Origin of the sequence: Mycobacterium sp. E1747 (genome assembly GCF_001667775.1) — a bacterium.
Classification (GTDB): domain Bacteria; phylum Actinomycetota; class Actinomycetes; order Mycobacteriales; family Mycobacteriaceae; genus Mycobacterium.
In genome coordinates this window covers 55,733-72,657 of record NZ_LZJI01000232.1, presented here as the reverse complement: position 1 = coordinate 72,657, position 16,925 = coordinate 55,733, and the positions used below count along the sequence as shown (strand labels likewise).

12 protein-coding genes are annotated in these 16,925 nt (G+C 69.2%); 7 read left to right on the top strand and 5 right to left on the bottom strand.

All coding sequences use genetic code 11. The features are described 5' to 3' along the window. The first annotated feature begins 8 nt into the window (after positions 1 to 8). The 3 genes from A5695_RS25155 to A5695_RS25145 all read left to right on the top strand — a co-directional run bounded on the left by A5695_RS25155 (position 9) and on the right by A5695_RS25145 (position 3,792). Entirely contained in the window at positions 9 to 824 is an 816-nt protein-coding gene (locus A5695_RS25155; protein ID WP_082946292.1) for a L,D-transpeptidase, read from the top strand. Between the two features lie 140 nt (positions 825 to 964). Beyond that, the gene (locus tag A5695_RS25150) at positions 965 to 1,552 is read left to right on the top strand and encodes a TetR/AcrR family transcriptional regulator (protein ID WP_068088964.1); all 588 of its coding nucleotides are present in this window, start codon (positions 965 to 967) and stop codon (positions 1,550 to 1,552) included. Then, positions 1,549 to 3,792: a molybdopterin-dependent oxidoreductase gene (locus A5695_RS25145; RefSeq protein WP_068088963.1), complete on the top strand. Its 2,244-nt coding sequence runs from the start codon at positions 1,549 to 1,551 to the stop codon at positions 3,790 to 3,792. Before A5695_RS25150 ends, A5695_RS25145 begins: the two co-directional genes overlap by 4 nt. Here the strand turns inward: A5695_RS25145 and A5695_RS25140 are convergent. Continuing rightward, positions 3,776 to 5,761 carry a M13 family metallopeptidase gene (locus A5695_RS25140; protein WP_068088962.1) on the bottom strand — a complete coding sequence of 662 codons (1,986 nt, stop codon included), beginning with the start codon at positions 5,759 to 5,761 and terminating at the stop codon, positions 3,776 to 3,778. The genes A5695_RS25145 and A5695_RS25140 overlap by 17 nt on opposite strands. 41 nt (positions 5,762 to 5,802) lie before the next feature. Between A5695_RS25140 and A5695_RS25135 the strand changes: the two genes are divergently transcribed. Both A5695_RS25135 and A5695_RS25130 read left to right on the top strand, forming a co-directional pair. Next, positions 5,803 to 6,453 carry a hypothetical protein gene (locus A5695_RS25135; protein WP_068088959.1) on the top strand — a complete coding sequence of 217 codons (651 nt, stop codon included), beginning with the start codon at positions 5,803 to 5,805 and terminating at the stop codon, positions 6,451 to 6,453. Further along, a complete protein-coding gene (locus A5695_RS25130) occupies positions 6,450 to 7,133 on the top strand; it encodes a hypothetical protein (protein WP_068088955.1) in 684 nt (227 codons plus the stop codon). Before A5695_RS25135 ends, A5695_RS25130 begins: the two co-directional genes overlap by 4 nt. On the opposite strand, the gene A5695_RS25125 is transcribed toward A5695_RS25130, so the two are convergent. Further along, positions 7,134 to 7,652, bottom strand: a complete 519-nt coding sequence (locus A5695_RS25125) for a helix-turn-helix transcriptional regulator (RefSeq protein ID WP_068088952.1) — start codon at positions 7,650 to 7,652, stop codon at positions 7,134 to 7,136. Next, complete coding sequence (locus tag A5695_RS25120; RefSeq protein ID WP_068088949.1) at positions 7,649 to 10,690, bottom strand: efflux RND transporter permease subunit; 3,042 nt, start codon at positions 10,688 to 10,690, stop codon at positions 7,649 to 7,651. Before A5695_RS25120 ends, A5695_RS25125 begins: the two co-directional genes overlap by 4 nt. A gap of 326 nt (positions 10,691 to 11,016) precedes the next feature. On the opposite strand from A5695_RS25120, the gene A5695_RS25115 reads away from it, so the two are divergent. Further along, positions 11,017 to 11,568, top strand: coding sequence for a hemophore (locus A5695_RS25115; RefSeq protein WP_068088946.1), 552 nt, complete (start codon positions 11,017 to 11,019; stop codon positions 11,566 to 11,568). Here A5695_RS25115 and A5695_RS25110 read toward each other — a convergent pair. Then, positions 11,565 to 12,734, bottom strand: coding sequence for a TIGR00374 family protein (locus A5695_RS25110; RefSeq protein WP_068088943.1), 1,170 nt, complete (start codon positions 12,732 to 12,734; stop codon positions 11,565 to 11,567). The genes A5695_RS25115 and A5695_RS25110 overlap by 4 nt on opposite strands. A 145-nt stretch (positions 12,735 to 12,879) precedes the next feature. On the opposite strand from A5695_RS25110, the gene A5695_RS25105 reads away from it, so the two are divergent. Further along, entirely contained in the window at positions 12,880 to 14,028 is a 1,149-nt protein-coding gene (locus A5695_RS25105) for an AI-2E family transporter (protein ID WP_068088938.1), read from the top strand. 3 nt (positions 14,029 to 14,031) lie between these two features. Here the strand turns inward: A5695_RS25105 and A5695_RS25100 are convergent, their stop codons facing one another. Continuing rightward, a complete protein-coding gene (locus A5695_RS25100; RefSeq protein ID WP_068088935.1) occupies positions 14,032 to 16,869 on the bottom strand; it encodes an MMPL family transporter in 2,838 nt (945 codons plus the stop codon). Positions 16,870 to 16,925 lie beyond the last annotated feature (56 nt).

Genomic DNA, 16,925 nt, shown 5'->3' with positions numbered 1-16,925 from the left:
ACCTGCAGATCCGGAGCCCGCCGCGGCCGCACCGAACACCTCGGCGCGGCGGCGCCGCACAGCCCGCGGCGGCCTCGGCCGACGGGCAGAATCCCACCCCGTTCACCGGCACGGCGCCGTTCGGGCCGCCGTCGTTCGTGCCCAAGGGCGGCTCGACCGTGGGCGTGGGGCAGCCCATCATCATCAACTTCCCCGGAACGGTCGAGAACGCCGACGCGGCGATCAGCGCCGTCCACGTCTCGTCGGTCCCGCCGGTGCCGGGCAAGTTCTACTGGATGACCCCGACCCAGCTGCGCTGGCGCCCGATCAATTTCTGGCCCGCGCACACCGCCGTGACCGTCGACGCCGGCGGCACCGTGACCAACTTTCAGACCGGCGACACCCTGATCGCCACGGCCGACGACGCCACCCATCAGCTGACCATCACCCGCAACGGCACCGTGGAGAAGACCTTCCCGATGTCAATGGGCATGACGTCGGGCAACCACCAGACGCCCAACGGCACCTATTACGTGCAGGACAAGAAGGCGTCCGTGGTGATGGATTCCTCCACCTACGGGGTTCCGGTCAACTCGACCTACGGCTACAAGGTGACGGTGGAGGACGCGGTCCGCTTCGACAACGTCGGCGACTACGTGCATAGCGCCCCGTGGTCGGTGGACGACCAGGGCAAGCGCGACGTCAGCCACGGCTGCATCAACATCAGCCCCGCCAACGCCAAGTGGTTCTTCGACAACTTCGGTCCGGGTGACCCGATCGTCGTGAAGAACTCCAGCGGCGGCTCGTACAAAAAGAACGACGGCTCCGCCGACTGGATGAATTAGTCCCCAGCCCAGACACAAAATCGCCCCTTCCGATCCGGAATCGGGCGATTTTGTGTCTGCGCGCGAAGCGAGCGAAGGGCTTTCGCGGGCCAGCCGATTATGTATAGCATCATATATAACTAGTGATCCGAGGAGCGGCGATGCGCAGTCCACGCGAGCGGATGGTGATCTCCGCCGCGCTGCTGATCAGGGAGCGCGGCGCCCACGCCACCGCGATCTCGGATGTGCTCGAGCACAGCGGTGCGCCGCGGGGCTCGGCGTATCACTACTTCCCCGGCGGGCGCACGCAACTGCTCTGCGAGGCGGTCGACTACGCCGGCGAGCACGTCGCCGCGATCATCGCCGCGGCAGACAGCGGCGCCCAGCTGATCGACACCCTGATCGACAAGTACCGCTGCCAGCTGCTCGACAGCGACTACCGCGCGGGCTGCCCCGTGGTCGCGGTCTCGGTGGAAGCCGGCGAGGAAGACGGCGAGCGCATGGCGCCGGTCGTCGAGCGCGCGGCGTCGGTGTTCGAACGCTGGACCGACCTGATCGCGCAGCGCTTCATCGCCGACGGGATACCGCCCCCGCGGGCCGCCGACCTGTCGATACTGGCCACCACCGCGCTCGAGGGCGCGATCGTGCTGGCCCGGGTGCGCCGCGACCTGGCCCCCCTCGACGTCGTGCACCGCCAGCTACGCGACCTGCTGCTGGCCGAGGCGACCAGAAAGGACGTCCCGCGATGACCGGTGAATGGAAGTCCACGGCCTGCATCCTCTGCGAATGCAACTGCGGCATCGTCGTCCAAGTCGAGGATCGCCGGCTGGCCCGCATCCGGGGCGACAAGGCACACCCGGCGTCGCAGGGCTACACCTGCAACAAGGCCCTGCGCCTGGATCACTACCAGAACAGCGGCGCCCGCCTGACGTCGCCGCTGCGCCGCCGCGCGGACGGCAGCTTCGAGGCGATCGACTGGGACACCGCGATTGTCGAGATCGCCGACGGTTTCAAGCACATTCGCGACGCCTACGGCGGGGACAAGATCTTCTACTACGGTGGCGGCGGGCAGGGCAACCACCTCGGCGGGGCGTACAGCGGCGCCTTCCTCAAGGCCCTCGGCTCGCGCTACCGGTCAAACGCGTTGGCGCAGGAGAAGACCGGCGAGGCGTGGATCGACGGACAGCTGTACGGCGGCCACACCCGCGGCGAATTCGAACACGCCGAAGTGTCCGTCTTCGTCGGGAAGAACCCGTGGATGTCGCAGAGCTTTCCCCGCGCCCGCGTGGTGCTCAACGAAATCGCCAAGGACCCGGCCCGGTCGATGATCGTCATCGATCCCGTCGTCACCGACACCGCCAAGATGTCCGACTTCCACCTTCGGGTGCGGCCCGGCACCGACGCTTGGTGCCTGGCCGCGCTGGCCGCCGTCCTGGTCCAGGAAAACCTTTGCGATGAAGCGTTTCTGGCCGAGCATGTCCGTGGCGCCGACGCCGTCCGCGCCGCGCTGCGCGAAGTCTCCGTGGCCGGCTACGCGCAACGGTGCGGGGTCGACGAGGAGCTGTTGCGCGCGGCGGCCCGCCGCATCGGCGCGGCGGCCAGCGTCTCGGTGTTCGAGGACCTCGGCGTGCAGCAGGCGCCCAACAGCACGCTCTGCTCCTACCTGAACAAGCTGCTGTGGATATTGACCGGCAACTTCGCGAAAAAGGGTGGCCAGCACCTGCATTCGGCGTTCGGGCCGCTGTTCGGCCAATTCTCCGGCCGCACCCCGGTGACCGGCGCCCCGATCATCGCCGGGTTGGTGCCCAGCAACGTCGTCCCCGAGGAGATCCTGACCGACCACCCCGACCGGTTCCGGGCCATGATCGTGGAAAGCAGCAACCCCGCGCACTCGCTGGCCAACTCGGCGGCCTGCCGCGAAGCCTTCCAAGCGCTGGAACTGATGGTCGTCATCGACGTCGCGATGACCGAGACCGCCCGACTCGCACACTACGTGCTGCCCGCGGCCTCCCAGTTCGAGAAGCCCGAAGCCACCTTCTTCAACCTGGAGTTCCCGAACAACGCTTTTCAGCTGCGCCGGCCGCTGCTCGAGCCGCTGCCCGGAACGCTGCCCGAACCCGAGATCTGGGCTCGTCTGGTGCGCGCGCTGGGGGTGGTGGACGACGCGGACCTGCAACCGCTGGCCGAGGCCGCCCAGCGCGGCCGGCAGGCCTACACCGAGGCGTTCCTGACCGCGACCGCGAACCCGACGGTCGCCAAGCTGCTGCCCTATGTGCTGTACGAGACGCTCGGACCCACGCTGCCCGACGGCCTGCGCGGCGCGGCCGCCCTGTGGGGGCTCGCCCAAAAGGCCGCGCTGACCTATCCCGACGCGGTGCGCCGCGCGGGCCACGCGGACGGCAACGCGCTGTTCGACGCGATTCTCGACAGCCCGTCCGGGGTGACGTTCACCGTCCACAACTACGAGGAAGACTTCGCGCTGATCAGCCACGCGGATCATCGGATCGCGCTGGAAATCCCGGAGATGCTAACGGATTTGGCGGCGCTGACCGAGGCGCCGCCGCGGCTCACCACACCGGAGTTCCCGATCGTGCTGTCGGTGGGCGAGCGCCGCGCCTACACCGCCAACGACATCTTCCGTGACCCGTCCTGGCGCAAACGCGACGCCGAGGGGGCGCTGCGCGTCAGCGTCGAGGACGCCCAAACGCTCGGACTCACCGACGGGTGCCGCGCCCGCATCAGCACCGCGGCCGGCAGCGCCGAGGCCACCGTCGAGATCACCGAGACCATGCTGGCCGGGCATGCGGCCCTGCCCAACGGTTTCGGCCTCGACTACGTCGACGCCGACGGGCAGACCGTGATACCAGGCGTCGCCCCGAACGCGCTCACCTCGACGGAATGGCGCGATCCCTACGCCGGCACGCCGTGGCACAAGCACGTGCCGGCCCGGATCGAGCCGGTAAGCGTGCCCGTCAGTTCCAGATCCTGACCCGCCGCTGCGGCTCCAGGAACAGCGCGTCGTCTTCGGCGACCCCGAACGCCTCGTAGAAGGCGTCCATGTTGCGGATGACGCCGTTGCAGCGGAACTCCGGCGGTGAGTGCGGGTCGGTGGCCAGCCGCCGGATCGCTTCGGCCGGGCGGGATTTGGTGCGCCAGACCTGGGCCCAGCCATAGAACACACGCTGCACGCCGGTGAGACCGTCGATGACGGGCGCGGGCCGGCCCTGCAGCGACAGCTGGTAGGCCAGCAGAGCGATCGACAACCCGCCCAGGTCGCCGATGTTCTCCCCGACCGTGAAGGCACCGTTGACGTGCTGGCCGGCGTCCAGCCCGCGTGGCGTGTACGCCTCATACTGCTCGATCAGGGCTTTGGTCCGCGCGCCGAATTCGGCGCGGTCGGCGTCGGTCCACCAGTCCACCAGGTTGCCGTCGCCGTCGTACTTGGCGCCCTGGTCGTCGAAGCCGTGGCCGATCTCGTGCCCGATCACCGCGCCGATCCCGCCGTAGTTGGCGGCGTCGTCGGCGTCGGGATCGAAGAACGGCGGCTGCAAAATGGCCGCGGGAAAGACGATTTCGTTCATCCCCGGGTTGTAGTAGGCGTTGACCGTCTGCGGAGTCATGAACCACTCGTCTTTGTCGACCGGACCGCCCAGCTTGGCCAGCTCGCGGTCGTGGTTGACCGCATAGCCGCGCTGAAAGTTGCCGTACAGGTCGTCGCGGTGGATCACCAGCGCCGAGTAGTCGCGCCACTTCGCCGGATAGCCGACCTTGGCGACGAACTTGTCCAGCTTGGCCAGCGCCCGCTCCCGGGTCTGCGGAGTCATCCAGTCCAGCTCGTTGATCGACAGCCGGTAGGCCGCCTTCAGGTTGTCCACCAGCGTGTCGATGCGCGCCTTGGCCCCGGGCGGGAAATACCGCTGCACATAGAGCTTTCCGACGGCATCGCCCATCAGGTTCTCCACCAGCGAGACGGCCCGCTTCCAGCGTTCCCGAATCTGCTCGGCGCCGGTGAGCAGGCGGCCATAGAAGTCGAAGTCCGCCGCGACCAGCTCGTCGGTCAGCCAGGACGCCCGCGCCCGGATCAACCGCCAACGCGCCCAACGCTTCCAGTCCTCCAGGTCACCGCTTGCCCACATGCCGGCGAACGCGGTGAGGTAATCAGGCTGCCGCACAATGACTTCGGCGAAGGCTTCCGGTGAGCCGCCCAACGCGGTCGCCCAGCCGGCCCAGTCGAAACCCTTGCCCTCGGCTTGCAGGTCCGCGAACGTACGCAGGTTGTAGGAGAGTTCGGCGTCGCGTCGCTTGACCACGTCCCAGTGCGCGGCCGCCAGTTTGGCTTCCAGCGCCACGATGCGGGCGGCCGTCTCGGCGTGCGTCTCCGCGGACCCGCCATACACCAGGGCGAACATCCGGGCGATGTGCCCGGGGTAGGCCGCGAGCACCTCGGCGTGCTGCTCGTCGCGGAAATACGACTCGTCGGGCAACCCAATGCCGGACTGGGTGACGTGCACCAGGTATCGCGCCGAGTTCTTGGCGTCGGTGTCGATGTACATCGCGACGCCGCCGCCCACCCCGGTGCGCTGCAGCGCGCCCACCGCCGCCGCCAACGCGTCCGCGTCGGCCGCGTCGTCGATGGTGGCCAGCTCGTCGAGCAGGGGTTGCAGGCCGCGCCGATCGATAGCCGCCTCGTCGAGGAAGCTGGCGTAGAGGTCGCCGATGCGCTGTTCGTCGGTGCCGGGGGCGGCGCCGGTCTGGCTGGCTTCGACGATCAGGTCGCGCACCTGCTCCTCGGCGCGGTCGAACAGGTGACGGAACGCGCCGTCGGTCGCCCGGTCCGCCGGTATGTCGTACTCGGCCAGCCATCGGCCGTTGACGTGCCCGAACAGGTCGTCTTGGGGGCGGGTATCAGTGTCGACGTGGCTCAGGTCGATGCCGGAGCGAATGGCCTCTACAGTCACCCCGCCATCCTTCCATCTTTGCCGGGTGCGACGATCGGGCCATGTCCGACGGCCAGCGACCCGAGCCACCCAACTCAGAAAACGCCGAGGCGGAGGACGTCGACGCCGAGGAAGCCCGTGACGACGATGCCGCCGGCGGCCCGATGTTCTCCCCGTACGGCATCGCGTCGGCCGTCCTCGGGGTGCTCTCGGTGGCAGCGATCGTGTTCGGGTTCTTCCTGTGGTCGGGGCACCGCGACGACACCGCCGAACGCCGCTACCTGTCCCGCGTGATGCAAACCGCCGCCGAGTGGACCGGGGTGCTGATCAACATGAACAGCGGGAACGTCGATGCGAGCCTGCAACGGCTGCACGACGGCACGGTCGGTGAACTGAACACCGACTTCGACGCGGCCATGCAGCCCTACCGGCAGGTGGTGGAGAAGCTGCAGTCCAAGAGCGCCGGGCGGATCGACGCGGTGGCCGTCGAGACCGTGCACCGCGACCTGGACACCCAGCCCGGTACGTCGCGCCCGGTGGTCACCACCAAGCTGCCGCCGTTCGCCAGCCGGTTGGACGCGGTGATGCTGGTCGCGACGTCGGTCAGCGAGAACGCCGGCGCCAAACCGCAGACGGTGCACTGGAATCTGCGCCTCGACGTGGTCGACGTGGACGGCAAGCTGATGATCTCCGGCCTGGAATCGATCCGATGAGAAACCTGTGGCGTCTGCTCGCGTTCGACATCGTGGCCCCGCTGGCCGCGATCGCGGCGTTGCTCGCGATCGGGCTGGTCCTCGGCTGGCCGCTGTGGTGGGTCTCGGCATGCTCGGTGCTCGTGCTGCTGATCGTCGAGGGCGTCACGGTCAATTTCTGGCTGCTGCGGCGCGATTCGGTCAGCGTCGGCACCGACGACGACGCGCCGGGACTGCGGTTGGCCGTCGTCTTCCTGTGCACGGCTGCGCTGGTGGCCGCGGTGGTCACCGGATACACGCACTGGACCCGGTCGGACCGCGTCTTCAAGGACGACTCCCGCGACGTGGTTCGGGTCGCCACCGGGATGGCGGAGGCGATGGCGTCGTTCACCCCGGGCGCCCCGGACAGCTCCATCGACCGGGCCACGGTGCTGATCGTCCCCGAGCACGCCGCCGCATTCAAAGAGCAGTACACGAAGTCCAGCGCCGAACTGGCCCAGCACAACGTCACCGCGCAGGCCGCCACGCTGGCGGCCGGGGTCGAGGCGCTGGGGCCGTCGGCGGCCAGCGTGGCGGTGATCCTGCGGGTCACTCAGAACGCGCCGGGCCAACCGCCGAGCCAGTCGGCGCCCGCACTGCGGGTGGCGCTGACCAAGCACGGCGACGCCTGGCTGGTGTCGGACGTGCTGCCGATCAGGTGATCAGTTGGATTCGGCCGAGCGGGTCGACTTCACCTTGACGAAGCGGTCTGAGAGCCGGCGCATCCGGATCATCAGCGCGGCCGACGGGCTGGTGCTGCCGTCCAGGTAGGCGGCGAGCTCCGCGGCGGTCACCCCGATGCGGGAGGCGAATTCCTGTTGCGCCAGGCCGGATCGGTCGATGAGCAGCCCCACGTGGCGAGCCACCTCGGCCCGTTCGTTGGCTTCCAGGTGCGTGCGGGCGCGTTCCAGCACCTCCCACAGCGCCTTGGAGACGCCGTAGGGCCGGGTGCCTCCGAGCACCTCTTCGACCTGGCGGGCGGTGCGTCCGTACGGGTCGCGCTTCAACGCCGCGGCGATCCGCTTCCAGGTCGCTATGTCGCCGCCCTGTAGCGCCGCACGGATGGCGGAGGTGGGCCAGAATTCCACCGGCTGGTCGGTGTCGGGGGCGGGCGCGCCGTCCCCCTCGGGGTGCTCGGTCGCCGGCCGGTGGGGCGCGCGTCGGTCAGGTGCCAACGTCACCTCGCCTCCTCCAGCATCGCTACGGCCACCGAGAGGCAGCGCTGCCTGATCTCCTCCCAGTCCGAGCGGGCGTCAGACTCCGACCCCTGCTCGTCGTTGAGATCACAGGGATCCGGATCTGCGAGTCGACGGACCAACTGGGAGGCGATCCATTGCCGCCTGGGCGACTGACAACAGTAGTACCTGTCCATGCCGGCCAGCACCACGGCGGCGGTCTCGGGCTCCAACGTTTCCACCATATCCGCAAAGTCGGCGTAATCGCGGCGGCTGTTACGGCACATGATGAGGTAGCCCTTGAGGCGCAGCGTCTCGGCGCCGGTCGGCACCAGCAGCCGGTCGCCGGTGGGCAGCTGCACGTGGGTGGTTTCCACCGGGCTGCGGCGCTCGTAGACGGGCCGGTCGGTGTCGGTCTCGCTCTCCAGCGCATCGATAGCGACCGAGAGCCGCCCCCGCCACAACGTCACCGGGTGGACGGGCCGGTCGGCCCCGACGATCGCCTTGGCGATGCCGTTGCGCGACGCCAGCCCGCCCACCAGCTTCTTGGTCCCCGAGGCGCCGTTGGTGTGACCGTTGCCGGCCTTGTGGTCGGGGGCGCCCGCCCCGACCACCACCTTCTCGTCATCGATGTTGACCTGGTGGGGTATCTGACCGGGGTCCCGGCCGCGATCCTGTTCGGGCCCCTGCAGCAGGGCGCCCTGCCTTCCCTTGCTGCTGCGCCCGCAACCGGTGAAGGCCAGCGGATCGGTCACGCAGATGGCGTCCGGCGCCAGGTGCTTGAGCTTGGCCGCCGACTTCAGCACCATCCGCAGGTCGGCATTGGGCGCCGTCAGCGCCGAGATGTCGTCGGGGATGATCACGACGTCGGCCAGGTCGACCGCGGGCAACGGCCGGTCGAAGTCGACCGACGGCAGGATCCGGGACAGCCACGGGGGTAGCCACCAGTTCCACTGGGCGAATATCGCCATCAGCGCCGGTACCAGCACCAGCCGCACCACGGTGGCGTCCACCGCGATCGCCACCGCGCACGCCACGCCGATCTCGGCGACCAGCGGCATGCCGGCGAACGCGAAGCCGACGAAGACCGCGATCATGATCAGGGCCGCGCTGGTGATGGTGCGGGCGCTAGTGCTCACGCCGTACGCCACCGCGTCACGGGTGTTCCCGGAGTGCAGGAACCGTTCCCGGATGCGGGTCAGCAGGAAGATCTCGTAGTCCATCGACAACCCGAAGGTCATCGCGAGCACCAACGGGGGGACGGTGCTGTCGATCGAGCTGATCTGCGCGAACCCCAGATCCTTCAGCCAGCCCCACTGGAACACCATCACCAGGCTGCCGTAGGCGGCCGCGACCGACAGCAAGGTCATCAGCACGCCCTTGAGCGCCAGGAACACCGAGTGGACCGAGACCAACAGCATCACGAACGCGATCAGCGCGACGATTGCCAGCACCAGCGGCTCGGTCTTGGAGACGTGGTCGTCGAAGTCCTTGATCAGCGCGGTCGGGCCGCCGACGTCGACCCGTGCGGTTCCGTTGTCGGGCACTTTGGGCAGCTGCGCGCGCATCCATCCGACGGTCTCGCGGGCGCGCATGTCCTCGGGGTCGACCCTCAACACCGCGGACAGCATGGCGCTGCCGTTGTCCTCGGCGAACTGTGGCGGCGCGACGGAAACGATGTTGGGCGCCTGCGTCATCCGCTGCCGGATCGCGGCGATGGTCTGGCCGTGCTCGGGTGAGGCGGCCCCGCCGTCGGGGAAGGTGATCAGCACGCGAATCGGGCCGAGCGCGCCGGGGCCGAGGGCCTCGGCCGCCGCGCCCACGCCGGCGCGGATCTCGTGCGACGAGTCGAACTGGCGCAGCAGGCTGTTGCCCAGCACCATCGAGGACGCCGGTGCGGCCATGACGATCAGGACCAGCGACGCCCCCAGCGCCGACATCCACGGCCGCCGCATGACCCAGCCGATCCAGCGGTTCCAGAACCGGGATTGGCCCCCCTCCGATCCGCGCGACCAGTGCAGCAACGCCGACCGCTTGGCGGCTGAGCGGCCGAACGTCGCCAGCGCCGCCGGGGTGAGTGTGGTCGACGTCAACATCGCGACCGCGACGGCCAGGATCGCCCCCGTCGCCATCGACTTCAACGCCGGGGTGTTGATCACGTAGATGCCGGTCAGCGAGGCGACGACCGTCATCCCGGACAGCACCACGGCCAGCCCCGAGGTCGCCATCGCCGCGTCGACGGCCTCCTTCGGCTCGCGGCCGGAGCGCAGCTCCTCGCGGAAGCGCATCAGGATGAACAGCGAATAGTCGACGGCGAGCGCGATGCCGAACATGGACACCGTCGAGGTCACGAACACCGACATGGTGGTGTAGGCGGACAGCAGGTAGACCAGGCCCATGGTGACCACGACCGTGCAGACGCCGAGAGCGAGGGGGATCGCCGCGGCGGCAAGCGAACCGAAGACGGCGAGCAGGACGATCAGGATCACCGGGAGGTTCCAGCGCTCGGCGGCGGCGATGTCATGCTTGGTGTTCTGCGCCGCGGCGGCGGTCAGCGCGCCCTGCCCGATCACGTACAGGCGCACCCGGCCGTCCGCGGTCTGGCCGGCCTGATCGCCCTTGACGCCGACCTTGGTGCGCAGCTGCTTGGCGACGTCGCTGGTGTTGCGGGAATCCAACCGCAGCGACAGCACGTACGGCCGGTCGGGTTGCGGCGGCCGCTGGGTGGGGCTGGGCACCTCCGAGACGCCGGGGACCTCGGCGGCGGTGCGCCTGAGCAGCGCGACGGCGTCGTTGATGTCGGTGTAGCTGGCATCCGGGCGCGGCGCCGCGACCAGGGCGAGCGAGGACGACCCCTGGTCGTGGTACAGCTCCTCGAGCTGGTCGTGGACGAGCAACGACTGCGAACCGGCCACCTCGAAACCGCCGCCGGTCAGGTTCCCCGACTGCGTCAACGCCAGATAGACCGCCGGAACCAAGGCCAGCAACCAGCCGGTGAAGACCAACCAGCGGTACTTACGCAGGCTGCGGCTGAGGCGCATCATTAACTGCTGGATCTCTTACTCCCCGTGTTTCGCTTACGCGTGCTGGCGAGAATACCGCAGCGGGCTGTGGATGATGTCAGCTTTCTGGTTCCTGAGCTGCAGCGACGGGGTTGTTGTCAAGACGCTGCCAAGTCGTTGTGAACCGGTTACCGGCGGGATGTTGCTCACACGGGTTCGTGCGGCCTGGCAGGGCGGATGCCTGCGATGGCAGGATGTTCCGGTGGCCGGCGGGGCCCTGGGGAACTCCGCGATCGACGAGGCCCTCTACAGCAGCCGTTTGCGAGCGTCGGCGCTGCGCGTGACGCCGCAGATCGTAAGGAGTTTCGATGAGCAGAGGCACCGTGACGGGGCGCCGCAAGATCGTTGCCGGGCTGATCGCCACCGCCGTGCCGTGCGCCGCCCTGGCGGTCCTGGCGGGGGCCCCGGCGACGGGCGCCAGCGACCCGTGCTCGGCCAGCGAAGTCGCTCGCACGATCGGTTCGGTCTCCAAGTCGATGGGCGACTACCTGGACGCGCACCCGGAGACCAACCAGACGATGACGTCCATGCTGCAGCAGCAGGCGGGACCCCAGTCGATGTCCGGCCTGAAGTCCTACTTCGAGGCCAACCCGAAGGTGGCCGGCGACATGACGTCGATCGCCCAGCCGTTGACCAACCTGTCGCTGCAGTGCAAGCTGCCGATCTCGCCCACCCAGGCGATGGGCATGATGCAGCAGGCGCAGGGCGCGGCCGGCGGGCTGCCCGCGCTGCCGGGTACCGCGGCGGGCGCGCCGCCGTTGGGGGGCACCCCGGCGTCCCCGCCGGCGGCGACCGGGCCCGTCCCGCCGGCGGCGGCCAACCCGTTGTCCGGGCCGCCGCGGGGCAACACCGCCGGTTAGCTCTCGGCCTCCGGGCTCCGATCGGGCGGCAGCGGGCCCTGCAACGCGGTCTCGGTCGGATCGTTGGCGGGCTGGGCCTGCGGCAGCGCCGAGCGGGTGTCCGGCGCGGGTTCTTCGTCGTCCGGGACGGCGACGTTCTCGGTGCGGAACACGAAGAAGAACACCACCCAGCCGATGGCGGAGATGAGCAACCAGCTGATCAGCCGGTAGATCAGCATGGCCGAGATGGCGTTGGGCAGCGACATGCCGCTGGACACCAGCCCCGGCACCAGCACCGCCTCCACCACCAGCAGCCCCCCCGGCATCAACGGGATGGTGCCGACGGCGCGGGCGGCCGCGTAGGCAACCGTCAGCCCGGCGACCGAGGCGTGATCGCCTGCGGCGTAAGCCGCGAACCCGAGGCAGGCCACGTCGGCCACCCAGTTGAACATCGACCAGCCGAACGCCACCCCCATGTCACGCCGGCCCAGGCTCACCGATTCCAGCTGCATCAGCGTCTCGCGCCACTTGGCCAGGCCGGTGTCGGCGGGACGGCCGCGAACGGAGTTGACCCACGACAACACCCGGCAGCCGATGCCCTCGATCAGCTCCGGTCTCGACGCGACCGCCTGGGCGAGAAGCAACAACGTTACGAAGCCGCCGAGGGTGAACAGCAACGAGAACGGGTTGTTCTTCGCGCCCAGGAAGAACGCCCCGCCCAGCCCGAGCAACGCCAGCCCCACGGCCTGCAGGACGCCCGCCATCACCAGCTGCCACGAGGCCACCACCGTCGATGCGCCCCAAATCCGTTGCTGCCGAAGCAAAAATGTCGCTGACAACACCGGTCCGCCGGGCAGCGTGGTGCTCAACGAGTTGGCGGCGTAGACGGCGGCCTCCGACCGCAACTGCTTGACGTGCACCCCGGCCGAACGCAGCAGCGTCCGCTGGATCTGCGCGAAGCTGTGCATCGACGCGGCCGCCGCCACCACGGATGCCAGCAACCACCACCAGTTCGCCTCGTACAGGCTCATCCAGGCTTTGGCGAGGTGATGCCAGCCCAGCGCGACCTCCACGGCAAGCACGATCGCGACGATCCCGAGGATCAGCCAGCGCACCCACCAGTACTTCCCGCGCGGGGCCTCTTCGCGCGGGAAGTCGAGATTGCGGGCCGGTGCGTCGTGCGGCACGTGATTTAGGGTAACGGTGCAGGTGGCGCGGGCATCGCCGCGCGACGCCGACCGTGTCGGGGTCGTAACCGGATCGTGCCGGCGCGGCCGCGCGAGCCCGCCGCGCGGACGTTTGGCGACGCCCCGCGCCGGATAGGCTCACCCCATGCCGGCAAACACCGACGACGCTTCGGTCGAACCCCTCGTCCGCAAGACCGCAGCCTGGGCCTGGCGTTTGCTGGTCATCCTCGTCGCGCTGATGGCGCTGCTGTGGGTGGTGAAGAAGCTCGAGGTGATCGTCGTCCCGGTCCTGGTGGCGCTGCTGCTCAGCGCGCTGCTGCTGCCGGTCGTCGACTGGCTGGACCGACGCGGTCTGCCCCGCGGCGGCGCGGTCGCCCTGGTGTTGCTCGGCGGCTTCTCCATCCTGGGCGGCATCCTGGCGTTCGTCGTCCTCCAGTTCATCGACGGTCTGCCGGGCCTGACCGAACAGGTCACCCGCAGCATCGAGTCGACCCGGCGTTGGCTGATCCACGGGCCGGCGCACCTGCGCAGCGAACAGATCGACAACGCGGGCAACGCCGCAATCGAGGCGCTGCGCAACAATCAGGCCAAGCTGGAGAGCGGCGCCCTGTCCACCGCGGCCACCATCACCGAACTCGTCACCGCGGCGGTGCTGGTGTTGTTCACGCTGATCTTCTTCCTCTACGGCGGCCGCAACATCTGGGCCTACGTGTCCAAGATCTTCCCGGCCGACGTCCGAGACCGGGTGGGCGAGGCGGGCCGGGCCGGCTACGGGTCGCTGACCGGTTACGTGCGGGCCACCTTCCTGGTGGCGCTCACCGACGCCGCCGGGGTCGGCACCGGCCTGGCGATCATGGGCATCCCGCTGGCGCTGCCGCTGGCCTCCCTGGTCTTCCTGGGTGCTTTCATCCCGCTCGTCGGTGCCCTGATCTCGGGCTTGGTGGCCGTCGTGGTCGCCCTGCTGGCCAAAGGCATCGTCTACGCGCTCATCACGTTGGGTCTGCTGATCGCGGTGAACCAGCTCGAGGCCCACGTGCTGCAGCCGCTGGTGATGGGCCGCGCGGTCTCGATCCACCCGCTCGGGGTGGTACTCGCCATCTCGACCGGCGGCGTGCTAGGCGGCATCGTCGGCGCGCTGCTGGCCGTGCCGACGGTGGCGTTCCTCAACAACGCGATGCAGGTACTGCTGGCCAAGGATCCGACCGCCGAATCCGAGAGACAGACCGAGGAGGCGGACGGGGGCGGCGCGATCGTGCAGGCGGAGCCGGACAAGCCGGCGACCGCGTCGGACTGAGGCCTACAGCCGGCCCTCGCGGCGCAGCAGATCCTGCGCGGACAGTCCGCCGCCGGAACGTCGGCGCTGGCGCGCGTCGCCGTTGTCACCCCGGGTATTCATCTTTTCGGTGGCCGCGTCGGAGTCGTTGCCCTCGGGCCGCGGAAAGGCGGTGGTGGGTTCGGCCGCATCGTCGGCGGTGTCGTCAGAACGCTTGCCGGGCACCGGAATCGCGCGCGTTTGGCCGCTGGACGGTGGGGGCGGTGGCGCCGCGGGTCGTGGCGGCGCCGGGGGCGCGGGATTGACGGGATGCTCGTGGGCCGGGCCCGAGTTCGGCACGGACAGCCGCGTCGTCTGAGCCTCCGTCGGCTGACCCGGCCGGGCCTGCACGCGCCCGGCGTCGGCCGGGGGCGCCGCGGGTTCGGCCGGACCCGGCCGCGTCGCCCGCGACGGCTCGAGGGCCGCAGGGTGGGTGGGGTCGTGCGGCTTGCGCGGCCCGGCCGCGACCAGGCTGGCCGCCACGGGCGGCCGCGCGGGCCGCCCGTTGAGGGTCGGCCGCTTGCGCTCGTCGGGCAGGTCGATCTCGCCGAGCCCGATCTTGTTCTGCAGCCGCCTGGCCCAGCGCGGGGCCCACCAGCAGTCGTCCCCGAGCAGTTTCATCACCGACGGCACCAGGAACATCCGGACCACGGTGGCGTCCAGCAGCAGCGCCGCCATCAGCCCGAACGCCAGGTACTTCATCAGCACCAGGTCGGAGAACACGAACGAGCTGGCCACCACGGCCAGCACCAGGGCGGCGGCGGTGATCAGGCGCCCGGTCGTCGCCGTGCCGATGCGGATGGCCTCGGCGGTCGACATGCCGCGTTCGCGCGCCTCGACCATGCGAGACACCAGGAACACCTCGTAGTCGGTGGCCAGGCCGAAGCCCACCGCGATCACCAGCGCGATCACCACCACCATCAGCGGGGTGGGCGTGAAGTTGAGCACGCCCGACAGGTGGCCGTCGACGAAGATCCACGTCAGGATGCCCATCGTCGACCCCAGCGTCAGCGCGCTCATCAGCACCGCCTTGACCGGCAACACCACCGACCCGAACGCCAGGAACATCAGCAGCAGCGTGGCGCCCAGCAGCAGCACCAGCATCAGCGGAGCCTTCTCGAACAGGCTGTGGATGCTGTCCTGCTCCAAGGCGGGGGTGCCGCCGACATAGAGGTTGAGGCCCTTCGGCGGATTTATTGCCCGCAGCTCGCTGATCTTCTTGGCGGCGTCGTTCTTATTGACCAGTCCGTTCTGGATCACCCGCACCGAACCGTCCTTGGGCACCGTCGTCCCGTTCGGGCCGGCGACGCAGGGGTTGCCCGCGATCGTGGGGCAGGGTCGCTCCTCCCAGGTCTTATCGGTGAACCCGTTGACCCCGGCGATCCGGTTGCGGATGTCGGCGACCTGCTGGTCGGTGACCTTGCTGTGGTTGGTGCTCTGGATGACGACGGTAAGTTGCTCGGTGCGGTAGCCGGCGAAGAGCTTGTCGAAGTGCTCCTGCGCCTGGCGCACGGGGTTGGTTGGCGGCAGGTACTTCTCGCTCATACCGCCGAACGACAGGTTGCTCAGCGGAATGACCAGCAAAATCATGCCGACGGCGATCGGGATGGCGAACGCCAGCGGCCGCTTCATCACCCAGTTGACCAGCTTGCCCCAGAAGCCGGCCTCGACCTCTTCGCGGGTCTTGGTCTTCTGTAGCCGGTCGGCCAGCCAGTTGAGGTAGGCCCGCGACCACTTCCAGTTCCGCAGGAACGGCACCCGGAACGCGGTCCGCACGCCCAGCGCGTCGACGTGGCGCCCGAGGATACCCAGGCAGGCCGGCAGGAACGTGATCGACAGCAGCGCCGCGAGCCCCACCGCGGCGAAGATCGCGTAGGTGAGCGAGTGCACGAAGCCCTGCGGCAGCACCAGCAGGCTGGCGCTCGACGCGATGATCAGGACCGCCGAGAACGTCACGGTGCGCCCGGCCGTCATCACGGTGCGGCGCACGGCGGTCTCGGTGTCGTAGCCCTCGGCGATCTCCTCCCGGAACCTGCTCACCACGAAGAGCCCGTAGTCGATCGCGATGCCCAGGCCGATCAGCGACACCACCGGCTGGGCGAAATAGTGCACCGGCCCGAAGACGGCGACCAGTCGCAGAATTCCCAGCGAGCCCGCGATGCTGAGCCCACCCACGATCGCCGGTAGGCCCGCGGCGACCGCACCGCCGAACACCAGGAACAGGACCACCGCCACCATCGGGACCGCAAGGACCTCCATGCGGCGCTGGTCGGTGGCGATAGTGCCGGTCAGGGCGTTAGCAATGGGTTCGAGGCCAGCCAGTTGCACCGTGCCGCCGTCGAGGCTCTGCAGGTCGGGCGCGATGGCCTTGTAGTTGTTCAGGATGCTGTCGTCGTCGTCGCCCTTGAGCGGGATGGACACGAAGGTGTGCTTCCGGTCCTCGCTGACCATCCCCTTGATCAACGGGTTGGTGCTGTCGGGCGCGGCCAGCCAGCCGGCCCAGCCGACGACCTGGTCGGCGTGGTCGGTCTTGAACTTGTTGAGCTGGGCGACGGTCTTGTCCCGCCACGCCGCGTCGTCCACGGTCTTGCCGTCCGGGGCGGTGAAGGTGGCGACGATGTGGCTGGTGCGGTCACGGCCGTAGGTCTGGTCGCCCAGCACCGAGGCCTTCACGGATTGGCTGCCTTCGTCGTAGAAGCCGCTCTGTGTGACATGCTTGCCCAGGCTCATCCCGAAAACCCCACCCAGCAGGCACAGAGCTACCGTGACCCCGATCACGATGTACCGATAGCGGTACACAGTTCGACCCCACCAGGCGAACACGCAAGCTCCTTACTGGATCGTTAACGACCCGCGTGGTGTCTTTCGGTTTCCAAGCC